13 protein-coding genes are annotated in these 12,202 nt (G+C 42.7%); all 13 read left to right on the forward strand.

Annotation, left to right across the window (positions count from 1 at the left end; translation table 11 throughout):
- Positions 1–167: 167 nt before the first annotated feature.
- The 13 genes from H8Z82_RS12625 (at position 168) to H8Z82_RS12685 (ending at position 12,162) form a co-directional block, all read left to right on the forward strand.
- Positions 168–425: a type II toxin-antitoxin system HicA family toxin gene (locus H8Z82_RS12625; RefSeq protein ID WP_118575962.1), complete on the forward strand. Its 258-nt coding sequence runs from the start codon at positions 168–170 to the stop codon at positions 423–425.
- A complete protein-coding gene (locus H8Z82_RS12630; RefSeq protein WP_118512447.1) occupies positions 409–771 on the forward strand; it encodes a type II toxin-antitoxin system HicB family antitoxin in 363 nt (120 codons plus the stop codon). Before H8Z82_RS12625 ends, H8Z82_RS12630 begins: the two co-directional genes overlap by 17 nt.
- Positions 772–1,056: 285 nt before the next feature.
- Positions 1,057–2,379: a glutamine synthetase family protein gene (locus tag H8Z82_RS12635; protein ID WP_186995308.1), complete on the forward strand. Its 1,323-nt coding sequence runs from the start codon at positions 1,057–1,059 to the stop codon at positions 2,377–2,379.
- A gap of 153 nt (positions 2,380–2,532) precedes the next feature.
- On the forward strand, positions 2,533–3,087 hold the full coding sequence (locus H8Z82_RS12640) for an ANTAR domain-containing response regulator (RefSeq protein ID WP_186995309.1): 555 nt from the start codon (positions 2,533–2,535) through the stop codon (positions 3,085–3,087).
- Positions 3,088–3,552: 465 nt separating this feature from the next.
- Positions 3,553–4,884 (forward strand): aspartate--tRNA(Asn) ligase, encoded by a 1,332-nt coding sequence (aspS, locus tag H8Z82_RS12645; protein ID WP_119242793.1) that lies wholly within the window; start codon positions 3,553–3,555, stop codon positions 4,882–4,884.
- A 118-nt stretch (positions 4,885–5,002) separates the two neighbouring features.
- Positions 5,003–5,296, forward strand: a complete 294-nt coding sequence (gene gatC, locus H8Z82_RS12650; RefSeq protein ID WP_019161228.1) for an Asp-tRNA(Asn)/Glu-tRNA(Gln) amidotransferase subunit GatC — start codon at positions 5,003–5,005, stop codon at positions 5,294–5,296.
- A gap of 11 nt (positions 5,297–5,307) precedes the next feature.
- On the forward strand, positions 5,308–6,777 hold the full coding sequence (gene gatA, locus H8Z82_RS12655) for an Asp-tRNA(Asn)/Glu-tRNA(Gln) amidotransferase subunit GatA (RefSeq protein ID WP_186995310.1): 1,470 nt from the start codon (positions 5,308–5,310) through the stop codon (positions 6,775–6,777).
- Entirely contained in the window at positions 6,774–8,216 is a 1,443-nt protein-coding gene (gene gatB / locus H8Z82_RS12660) for an Asp-tRNA(Asn)/Glu-tRNA(Gln) amidotransferase subunit GatB (RefSeq protein WP_186995337.1), read from the forward strand. The genes gatA and gatB overlap by 4 nt, the downstream gene beginning before the upstream one ends.
- Before the next feature lie 425 nt (positions 8,217–8,641).
- Positions 8,642–9,856 carry an LL-diaminopimelate aminotransferase gene (locus H8Z82_RS12665; RefSeq protein ID WP_186995311.1) on the forward strand — a complete coding sequence of 405 codons (1,215 nt, stop codon included), beginning with the start codon at positions 8,642–8,644 and terminating at the stop codon, positions 9,854–9,856.
- A 159-nt stretch (positions 9,857–10,015) separates the two neighbouring features.
- Positions 10,016–10,159 carry a hypothetical protein gene (locus H8Z82_RS12670; protein ID WP_186995312.1) on the forward strand — a complete coding sequence of 48 codons (144 nt, stop codon included), beginning with the start codon at positions 10,016–10,018 and terminating at the stop codon, positions 10,157–10,159.
- A complete protein-coding gene (locus H8Z82_RS12675; RefSeq protein WP_019161233.1) occupies positions 10,156–10,347 on the forward strand; it encodes a hypothetical protein in 192 nt (63 codons plus the stop codon). Before H8Z82_RS12670 ends, H8Z82_RS12675 begins: the two co-directional genes overlap by 4 nt.
- Before the next feature lie 69 nt (positions 10,348–10,416).
- Complete coding sequence (locus H8Z82_RS12680) at positions 10,417–10,743, forward strand: cupin domain-containing protein (RefSeq protein WP_173743026.1); 327 nt, start codon at positions 10,417–10,419, stop codon at positions 10,741–10,743.
- Positions 10,744–10,893: 150 nt separating this feature from the next.
- Positions 10,894–12,162, forward strand: coding sequence for a M18 family aminopeptidase (locus H8Z82_RS12685; protein WP_186995313.1), 1,269 nt, complete (start codon positions 10,894–10,896; stop codon positions 12,160–12,162).
- Positions 12,163–12,202: the final 40 nt, after the last annotated feature.

Genomic DNA, 12,202 nt, shown 5'->3' on the forward strand with positions numbered 1-12,202 from the left:
CGGCTCATCCATTTCCCCTTATGATTAAGTACAAAAGACAGTATTTTTGAATTTATATTTTGCGTATTTCTCTTTCGGAGAATACGGGAACCTTTTCAAATTTTGCAGAGAAAAATTGATTGACACCATATACGATACCACATATAATGTAAATAGGAGATATAAGAATGTCAAAATGGGATAAACTGATAACACGTATATGTAATTTATCAAAAGATCTTCGGTTTGATGAATTGCGAAAAGTATTGGAAAGTTATGGATATGATATGCATGTTCCGAGAAGTGGGAGCAGTCATTATACATTTAGAAAATCTGGGTGCATGCCTATTACAATACCAAAACATGAGCCGATAAAGAAAGTATATGTAGAAATGGTAAGGGAAATAGTAGAAAGTGAGGCGAAGAATCATGAAGACGCTGAATGATTATATGTCAATGTCCTATCGTATGGAAGTTGTGGAAGATAAAACCGAAGGAGGATTTGTAGTTTCGTATCCAGATCTCCCTGGTTGCATTACCAGCGGAGAAACAGTGGAAAGTGCAATTTCAAATGCTCTGGATGCAAAAAAAGCATGGCTTGAAGCTGCATTAGAAGAAGGGGTAGAAATCCATGAACCGGATAGCCTTGAAGATTATTCCGGACAGTTTAAGCTGAGAATTCCAAGAAGCCTGCATAGACTACTGGCAGAACATTCTCAGAGAGAGGGAATCAGTATGAATCAGTATTGCGTATATCTTCTTTCGAGGAATGATGCGGTATTCTCAAAATAGCAATTATAAGTAAGCAGCAAAGCATGTTATTGAGAGCGGAATGCACAGTAACATGGAAAGAGCCGATGAAAAAATAAGCAGTTGACAAAGAACAGGTACATTGTTATAATTGCCTACATGAACAAAGGCGTTCTTTCTATAGAAAAGTAACTGTAGAAAGTGCGCCATTTTTTATATCATTATATCAAAAGAAGCTATAAAACTTCCAGACAGGACAAAACTGTATCGAAGAATTATTAAGAAAGCAAAAACAGTAGAAATTATGCTGACAAGGAGTGAGTGAAAATGGGGAATTATACCAGAGAAGAAATATTACAGATGGCTGAGGAGGAAGACGTGGAATTTATCCGTCTCCAGTTCACAGATATGTTCGGAACGCTGAAAAACATCGCCATAACTGCCCGGGAACTTCCCCGTGCACTGGATAACCGATGTATCGTAGATGGTTCCTTTATAGCAGGAATCGCAGGAGAATCCGAACCGGATATGTACTTAAGACCGGATCTTGACACTTTTGCAATCCTTCCGTGGAGACCACAGCAGGGCAAAGTTGCCAGACTGTTATGCGACATCTATTGTCCGGACGGAACACCTCATGAGAGAAGTCCGAGATATATTCTGAAGAAAACCGCCCGGGAGGCAAAGAAGGAGGGATATACCTGTCTGGTAGATCCGGAATGTGAATTTTTCCTTTTTCATACAGATGATAACGGAGTTCCGACCACTGTAACACATGAGAAGGCAGGATATCTGGATGTCAGTCCTGTGGATCTGGGTGAAAACGCAAGACGTGATATTGTATTAAATCTGGAAGATATGGGGATTGAGGTAGAATCTTCTCACCATGAAACTGCTCCTGCCCAGCACGAAGTAGATTTTAAATACGGCGAAGTTCGTACGATTGCAGACCGGATCATGTCATTCAAGATGACAGTCCGTACCATTGCTAAACGCCATGGACTTCATGCGACATTTATGCCGAAACCGCGGGCAGAAGTAAACGGCTCTGGAATGCATATTCATTTCTTCTTATTTAAAGATGGAAGAAATGTATTCGTCAATCCGGGAAATCCCCAGGAATTAAGTGAAGAAGCTTATTACTTTGTAGGTGGTCTTCTGGCTCACAGCAAAGAGATGGCACTGATCACCAATCCTATCGTAAATTCCTATAAACGTCTGGTTCCCGGATATGAAGCACCGACAGAACTGACATGGACAAAGAATAACCAGAATTCCCTGGTAAGAATTCCGGGATCCAGAGGTATGGAAACAAGGATTGAGCTGAGAAGTCCGGATGCAGCAGCAAATCCGTATCTGGTATTTGCAGTATGTCTGGCAGCAGGACTGGATGGAATCCATAAGAAGATTTATCCGACCAAGTCCTCCAGCAGAGAGCTATCTGAAACAGACCAGAAAACAATGAAGATTGAGAATCTTCCGGGAAATTTAAACGAAGCAATTGATTACTTTGAACAGAGTGACTGGATCAAAGAAGTACTTGGAACAGAATTTTGTAAAGAATACGCAGCGGCCAAGAAAAAAGAATGGCTTCGTTATACAAGAGAAATTTCAGCCTGGGAAATCGAGGAATACTTATACAGAATTTAACCAGATAAAGCAGTTATCTGGTGTAGAGCCGCGTAGCGAAGCGGATGATTTTATCCGCTTGACCCGAATCAAGTAAGCCCCCTGGGTCGGTTGCGAAAAGCAATAAGTAGTGGACGGGAACCCAGGCTGTAACAGAAAGAGTGGTGGCAGATTATGAGCAGCAGCATTGTGATTGCGTTACCGAAAATTGAAGACGCAAAGAAAATCCGCACAATACTTAACAGACATGGGCTCACAGTAGCCTCTGTCTGCAGCTCTGTCTCTAATGCTCTGGCCAGTATCTCGGAACTTGACAGTGGTGTTCTGATATGCGGGTATAAGCTAACAGATGCCTATTATAAAGACGCTCTGGATGACTTGCCACAGTATTTTGAAATGCTGCTTCTGGCTTCTCAGCGTATTATAGATGAAGCACCGAATTCTGTCAGCACTGTACAGATGCCGATGAAAGCAAGCGTACTGGTAGATACGGTCAATGACATGCTCTATCATCTGGAACGCCGGATAAAAAAAGAAAAAAAGAAACCAAAGCCCAGATCAGAAAAAGAACAGAATTATATCTCGAATGCCAAACGCCTGCTGATGGAAAAAAACCAGATGACAGAAGAGGAAGCATACAGACATATCCAGAAATGCAGCATGGATTCCGGAACTAACATGGTAGAAACTGCACAGATGCTGCTCATGCTGATGTATGATGAGATTTGATTTATCGTATGTACTATAGCAACTCTGTAAAATACTGCGTCCTTCGCACTCTGCTGAACTGTCTTGATTGCATTATTTTGTGGAATTGCTATAAATAAAATATCCGAAAATAATAAGGAAAATTTTGTAAAAAATGACGATATTATTTTGACAGAATATGTGGTAATATACAAAATATATTTTTGTTCATATCAAGTTAGAGGCAAAATACATTTTGGCCCTGACATCATATTATAGAAAGAATACAAACAAACATAAAATAGATAATAACGGGAAGAATGATTACAAAGGCGTAATCAGAGAGTCCAGGGGATAAGTGTCTCCGGATTTTCTGATTACGCCTTTTTGATATTCCGGGGTTCAAGGTCAGAAAGTCGTTCATGCCTGCACGAAAAGACTTTTGAACATGAAACTCATAGAGATATCACAAAGGTTTTCAGAAATGAAGAAATGGAGGATGAGGAAATGGAATTTATGGATGGAACATGGAAAAAAGAAATCAATACCTGGGAGGAACTCGTAGGTAATAATCTCCTGAACCAGGAAGCCGTAATCGAAGGCGCTGTTCACAGCATCCGTAATATGGGTGATGTGGCATTTATCATTCTTAGAAGAAGGGAAGGTTTATTCCAGACAGTCTATGAAAATGAAATGGCAAATGTTTCCATTCATGAATTGAAGGAAGCAATGACGATCAGGGTGAAGGGAATTCTGCATGAAGAAGAGAGAGCACCCCACGGAAGAGAACTTCGTATCCGTCATATTGATATCTTATCAACACCTGCAGAGCCGCTTCCAATGGCAATCGACAAATGGAAACTGAACACTTCCCTGGAAGCAAAATTAAACTACAGACCGATTTCCCTGAGAAACATTCAGGAGCGTTCCAAATTTAAAATCCAGGAGGCACTGACAAAAGCATTCCGTGATTATCTCTACGGACAGGGATTCACAGAAATCCATACTCCGAAGATCGGGGCAAGAGGAGCAGAGGGTGGGGCAAACCTTTTCAAATTCAGCTACTTCCACAAACCTGCAGTACTTGCGCAGAGCCCACAGTTCTATAAACAGATGATGGTTGGCGTATTTGACAGAGTATTTGAGACAGGTCCTGTATTCCGTGCTGAGAAACATAATACCAAACGTCACTTAAACGAATATACCAGTCTGGACTTCGAGATGGGATATATTGACAGCTTTGAGGAAATCATGGCAATGGAAACAGGATTCCTGCAGTATGCCATGAACCTTCTGAAAACAGAATATGCAAAAGAAGTACAGATCCTGAAGCTTGAGATTCCGGACGTGTCCAAAATCCCGGCAGTCCGTTTTGACGTAGCCAAAGAACTGGTGTCACAGAAATACAACCGTAAGATCAGAAACCCATTTGACCTGGAGCCGGAAGAAGAAGCATTGATCGGACAGTATTTCAAAGAAGAATATGGCTCAGATTTCGTATTTGTCACACATTATCCGTCAAAGAAACGTCCATTCTATGCAATGGATGATCCGGAAGACGCAAGATTTACCTTAAGCTTTGACCTGTTATTCAAAGGCCTTGAGATTACAACAGGCGGACAGCGTATCCATGATTACAACATGATGGTACAGAAGATTGAAGACAGAGGTATGACACAGGAAGGTATGGAACAGTATCTGGATACCTTTAAACATGGCATGCCGCCTCACGGTGGTCTGGGAATCGGTCTGGAACGTCTGACCATGCAGCTTATCGGCGAAGAGAATGTTCGTGAAACCTGCCTCTTCCCGCGAGATATGAACCGACTGGAGCCGTAAATGAGTCAGAAATTTGGAAAGCTGTCTATATATTGACCGGAAGCGGCAGATTGATTCCGGGAAGAAAGAAATAAAAGCAATATAGAATGCTATAGACAGCATATATAAGGAGAAAATCATGGCAAAGATCATAGATGATGAAACAATGGAAAATGTCTGCATCCTGGCCAAGCTTTCCCTCTCAGAAGAAGAAAAGGAAAAAGCAAAAGCCCAAATGCAGAAAATGCTTGATTATGTAGAAAAACTGGATGAACTGGATACATCGGAAGTAGAGCCTATGTCCCATATTTTCCAGGACGAAAATGTATTTCGTGAGGATGTTGTCACAAATGGAGACAACAAAGAAGCAATGCTGGCAAATGCACCGAAAGCAAAAGAAGGACAGTATCAGGTTCCGAAAACCATAGGATAGGAGACAGGACAATGGAGTTGGAGAAATTAACAGCCCTGCAGCTTGGGGAAAAAATAAAACAGCGTCAGGTCAGCGTCCTGGATGGAGTAAAAACTGTTTTTGAACAGATTGAGAAACAGGATTCAGAAGTACACGCTTATCTTGACACATATAGAGAAGAAGCATATAAACGTGCAGAAGAAGTACAAAAAGGCATTGAGGACGGTACTTATACCGGTCCTCTTGCAGGCGTACCCATCGCAATCAAAGACAATATCTGTATGAACGGAAAGAAAACAACCTGTGCATCGAAGATTCTTGAGAACTTTGTGCCGCAGTATAATGCAGAAGTCATTGACCGTCTGGAAAAAGCCGGACTGGTCATTATCGGAAAAACAAACATGGATGAATTTGCCATGGGAAGTACAACAGAGACCTCCGCTTACGGCATCACCAGAAACCCATGGAATCTGGAACACGTACCAGGCGGTTCTTCAGGTGGTTCCTGTGCAGCCGTAGCAGCAGGAGAAACTTATCTGGCACTTGGTTCAGATACAGGCGGATCTATCCGCCAGCCAAGTTCTTACTGTGGCGTGACCGGAATCAAGCCAACATATGGAACGGTATCCCGTTACGGTTTGGTAGCTTACGCATCCTCTCTGGATCAGATCGGTCCGGTTGGCAAAGATGTAGCTGACTGCGCAGCCCTTCTGGAAATTATTGCAGGACATGATGAAAAAGACAGCACATCCATGAAAAGAGAAGACCTTCAGTGCTCCAAAGAACTGACAGGCGATATCAAGGGGATGAAATTCGGAGTTCCTGAAGAATACCTGGCAGAAGGACTTGATCCAGAAGTAAAAGCATCTTTTATGGGCGTTCTTGATACGCTGAAAGAACTGGGAGCAGAAGTAGAATTCTTCTCTATCAAGACTATGGAATACATGATTCCGGCTTACTATATTATTGCCAGTGCAGAAGCAAGTTCCAACTTGGAACGTTTCGATGGAGTGAAATACGGTTTCCGTGCAACAGAATACGAAGGTCTTCACGACATGTACAAAAAAACCAGAACAGCAGGCTTCGGCGAGGAAGTAAAACGCCGTATCATGCTTGGTTCCTTCGTATTAAGCTCAGGTTATTATGATGCATACTATCTGAAGGCGCTCCGCACAAAAGCTCTGATCAAGAAAGAATTTGACCAGGCATTTGGCAAATATGATGTGCTCCTTGCACCTGCATCTCCATTTACAGCGCCGAAGATCGGTGAAAGCTTAAAGGATCCCCTTGCCATGTATCTTGGAGATATCTACACAGTAGCAGTCAATCTCTGCGGTCTTCCGGGAATCACAGTTCCATGCGGAAAAGACAGCAAGGGTCTCCCAATCGGTATCCAGATGATCGGGGACTGCTTCATGGAAAAGAAAATCCTGCGTGCAGCACACGCCTATGAAACCAGCCGCGGTTCCTTTGCCGTGCCAGGAGAAGGAGGAACCAGATAATGAAACAGTACGAAACAGTCATAGGACTTGAGGTCCATGTAGAACTTGCAACAAAAACAAAAATTTTCTGCGGCTGCTCCACAGAGTTCGGAGGAGCACCCAATACACATACATGCCCGGTCTGCACAGGTATGCCGGGTTCCCTGCCTGTATTAAACAAGAAAGTAGTAGAGTTTGCCCTGAAAGCAGGTCTTGCAGCAAACTGTCAGATCCATCAGTACTGCAAATTTGACCGTAAGAACTATTTCTATCCGGATAACCCCCAGAACTATCAGATTTCTCAGTTATATCTGCCAATCTGTCATGACGGATGGGTAGAGATTGAAACATCTGCAGGCAAAAAGAAAATTCGTATCCATGAAATGCATATGGAAGAGGATGCAGGTAAACTGATCCATGATGAATGGGAAGACTGCTCTCTGGTAGACTATAACCGAAGCGGCGTACCGCTGATCGAGATCGTATCTGAGCCGGATATGAGAAGCTCAGAGGAAGTAATTGCCTATCTTGAAAAACTCCGCTGTATGATGCAATATTTGGGTGTATCAGACTGTAAGCTTCAGGAAGGTTCCATGCGTGCAGACGTTAACCTTTCCGTACGTGAAGTGGGAGCAGAAGAATTCGGCACCAGAACAGAGATGAAAAACCTGAACTCTTTCAAGGCCATTGCCAGAGCAATTGAGGGCGAAAGAGAACGTCAGATCGAATTGATCGAAGAAGGCAAGGCGGTTACACAGGAAACACGCCGCTGGGATGACAACAAAGAATATTCTTATGCGATGCGTTCCAAAGAGGATGCCAAGGATTACAGATATTTTCCTGATCCTGATCTTCCGCCGATTCATATTTCTGATGCATGGATCGAAAAAATCAAGGCAGAGCAGCCGGAGCTTCGCGAAGCAAAACAGGCCCGCTATCAGGAAGAATACGGACTCCCGGCATACGATGCGGGAATCCTTACAGAATCCCGCCATCTTGCAGGTCTTTTTGAAGAAACAGCAGCAATCTACGGAAATGCAAAGAAGACAGCAAACTGGTTTATGGGTGAGGTACTCCGCCTGACAAAAGACAAGGCAATGGATCCGGAACAGGTATCTTTCTCACCGAAACATCTTGCAGATCTTCTGGTAATGGTAGAAAAATCCGAAGTCAGCCCCCAGAATGCCAAGAAAGTTTTTGAGAAAGTCTTTGCGGAAGACATTGATCCTGTAGCCTACATTGAGGAACATGGTCTGAAGATTGTAGAAGACACAGGACTTCTGGAAGAAACCATCAACAGGATCCTGGATGCTAACCCAGGACCACTTTCAGAACTTCTGGGAGGTAAAGATAAAGTCATGGGCTTCTTTGTAGGCCAGATCATGAAAGAGATGAAAGGCAAGGTAAATCCTGCAAGTGCTCGCGAGACACTTATGAAAGAAGTAGAGAAGCGTAAATAAAATAAATCACCCCGGACATTATGCCGGGGTAAAAAATGTTACTGTTCACTCTGTTCACAGCAACACGCTTCGCGATGCAAAAAATATGAACCTCTTTGTACAAAGCACAAGGAGTATCGTTTGCTTCGCAAACTTAATTTATGCTAATCGCATAAATTCGCGCAGTATGTCTCGGGTTTTCTGTGACCTTCGCTCACAAAAAACACCTCGCGGGATATTACCAGTGAACAGTAATGTCAATATTAAAAATTATTCTCAGAAAATACTTTGGGGCTTTACATTGCTAAATAATTAAGTATAATATAACTCGAATAAAATATATTTGCAGAAAAGACACAAACAGAAATGGAAAGGCAAAGCAAAGCAGCAGCCTGCTGTAGACAGGTATATAAAAACTGCGAAACATGCCAGGGAGGAAATCAAACATGGTAACAGTAAACCACAACTATCTGAAATTACCGGGAAGCTATCTGTTTTCCACAATTGCAAAAAAAGTAAAAGCATATAAAGAAGCCAATCCACAGGCAAACGTGATCTCACTGGGAATCGGTGATGTAACTCAGCCTCTGGCTCCGGCAATCATTGAGGCACTTCATAAATCTGTAGATGAAATGGGTGATGCAGCTACTTTTCATGGCTATGCACCGGATCTTGGTTATGAATTCTTAAGATCTGCCATTGCAAAGAATGACTACAAAGACAGAGGATGCGACATTGAGGCAGACGAAATCTTTGTCTCTGACGGTGCAAAGAGCGATTCCGGAAATATCCAGGAAATCTTTGGACTGGATAACAAGATTGCAGTGTGCGACCCTGTATACCCAGTATATGTAGATACAAACGTAATGGCAGGTCGTACAGGAGAATACAACAAAGAACGTGGCAACTTTGATAACGTAATCTACATGCCATGCACAGAAGCCAACGGCTTCCTTCCGGAATTCCCTGAAGAAGTACCGGATCTTATCTACCTTTGCTTTCCGAACAACCCAACCGGTGGTGCCATCACCAAACCACAGCTTCAGGAATGGGTAGATTATGCAAATAAAAATGGCTCCGTCATTATCTATGATGCAGCATACGAAGCATACATTTCCGAAGAAAATGTACCGCACAGCATCTATGAGTGCGAAGGAGCAAGAACCTGCGCAATCGAACTGCGCAGCTTCTCCAAAAATGCAGGTTTTACAGGTGTCCGCCTCGGCTTTACAGTTGTACCAAAGGATCTGGTTCGTGACGGCGTAGATCTTCACAGCCTCTGGGCAAGACGTCATGGCACAAAATTCAACGGTGCTCCATACATCGTACAGCGTGCAGGAGAGGCTGTATACTCTCCGGAAGGAAAAGCACAGCTGAAAGAACAGGTAGGTTACTACATGAGTAACGCCAAAGCCATCTACGAAGGTCTGGCATCAGCAGGCTATTCTGTATCCGGTGGCGTAAATGCTCCGTATATCTGGTTGAAAACACCGGATAAGATGACTTCCTGGGAGTTCTTTGACTATCTTCTTGAAAAAGCCAACATCGTAGGAACTCCGGGCTCAGGATTCGGTGCTCATGGTGAGGGATTCTTCCGTCTCACTGCGTTTGGAACCCATGAGAATACCATAGAGGCCATTGAGAGAATCAAAAATCTGTAGTTTTTAACCGAATCAAGTAAGTCCCCTGGGTCGGTTGCGAAAAGCAATAAGCAGTGGGTGGGGACTTCACAAAGTATAATAAAAAGAATGGCAGAAGCTGTTGAATATGCCCCCTTTCTCAAGTATACTTAAGGTATTAAAGAAAGGAGGCGTATTTTTATGAAACAAAGAACAATGCTTTATTTATTCAGTCTTTCAGCAGTAATGGTGTCTGCCACAGTATATGCAGGCGAAACAAAACCGGAAATCCAGATCGCAGCGGAGAGTACAACCGGCAGTCTGAAGGATATGGAGATGGAATGACCATGTTTAAGGGATCAAAGGTTATATCACCGGCTGAAGGTGAAGAATGGACCATTGATCATGATCTGGTTATTGATTATATAGCTTCCCTTGATGATGTGATCGGTGATGAGTATGCACAGGCGCATGGACAGGGACGAATTACCCTGATCACAGAAGAGAAAACAGAAGATACAGCGGAAGAATAAAAAAATGGTATTTTATATAGAATCGTGGTATTATAAGAGACAAAGTATAATTTACAGGAGGACAATGCAATGAGAATCAGACGTGAAGAGCATATGGCAGGCGGCAATGGACATGTAATTATCAAGGAGCTTCTGGATGCAGAGCAGTTAAACGGTAAATGTGGGCTGTATGCACAGGTAACTCTGGAACCGGGATGTTCACTGGGATATCATGAGCATCATGGAGAAAGCGAAACTTATTATATTTTACAGGGACAGGGAGAGTACAATGATAATGGTACTTATCGTCCTGTTAAGTCAGGAGATATTACTTTTACTCCGGATAATCATGGACATGGACTTGCCAATACAGGAAACACAGATTTGGTATTCATGGCATTGATCATTAAAGACTGATAGCTAAAAAACAGCAGCAGATATTTTCCAAAAGGAAAAACTGACTGCTGTTTTTTGTTGCTAAGACAAAGCCGGGTGGTTATAATAAATACAGACTTTGGTATTTGAGATTTACCATAAAATAAGAATTGCACAAATGGAGAAAAACATATGTATAAGAAGAATGCAAAAAAATTATTGAAATTTATAGAGAAAAGCCCTACTGCATTTCAGGCAGTGGCAGAGATGATGAAAAGACTTGAAAAGGAAGGCTTTGAAGAGCTGAAAGAAGAGAAACACTGGAAGCTTAAACAAGGTGGAAATTATTATGTGACCAGAAATCATTCTGCTATCATAGCTTTTTCTATTCCTGAAAAGCCTGTATGGAAATTTCATATCATGGCAAGCCACAGTGATTCCCCTTCTCTTAAGATTAAAGAGAATCCGGAAATAGAGGTGGAGAATGCTTATATCAAACTGAATGTAGAACGTTATGGTGGAATGATTCTGTCTCCATGGTTTGACAGACCTCTGTCAGTGGCAGGAAGACTGATCGTTCGTCAGGATGGAAAGGTCAGAGAGAAGATGGTGACTGTGGACAGAGATCTTCTGGTTATTCCCAACCTTGCCATTCACATGAACAGGGAAGTAAATGAGGGATACAAATATAATGTACAGAAAGATATGCTGCCTCTTTTCAGTGATAAGGAAGGAAAGGGCAGATTTATGGAAACTGTGGCTGAAGCTGCAGATGTAAAGACAGAAGATATTCTGGGACATGATCTGTTCCTTTATGACAGGACTCCGGGTACTCTGTGGGGAATAAATGAGGAATTTGTTTCTGCACCCAGACTGGACGACTTACAGTGTGCATTCTCTTCTCTGGAAGGATTTCTGCAGGGAGAGCGTAAGGAAAGTATTGCTGTCCATTGTGTGCTGGATAATGAAGAAGTGGGAAGCAGCACAAGACAGGGGGCTGCCTCCACATTCCTGAAGGATACTCTGATGCGGATCAATATGGGACTGGGACGAACCCAGGAGGAATACTATATGGCACTTGCAGACAGCTTTATGATTTCTGCAGATAATGCTCATGCCCTCCATCCAAACCATACAGATAAGACAGATCCGGTAAATCGTCCGGTGCTGAATGAGGGAATCGTGATCAAGTACAATGCAAATCAGAAATATTGTACAGACGGAGTATCCGCTGCAATTTTCAAAGACATCTGCCACAGGGCAAAGGTGCCGTACCAGACTTTTGTGAACCGCTCAGATATGGCAGGTGGTTCCACACTGGGAAATATTTCCAATACCCAGGTTCCTATGAAAACAGTGGATATTGGTCTGGCACAGCTTGCTATGCATTCTGTATATGAAACTACAGGTGCCAAGGATACAGAGAGCCTGATAAAGGCTGCGTCAGTGCTTTTTGCATAGCTTGTGGGCACACTGGCAGATAAAAGTAAATATAAGGATC

The organism is Blautia difficilis (genome assembly GCF_014297245.1).
Lineage (GTDB): Bacteria > Bacillota > Clostridia > Lachnospirales > Lachnospiraceae > Blautia_A > Blautia_A difficilis.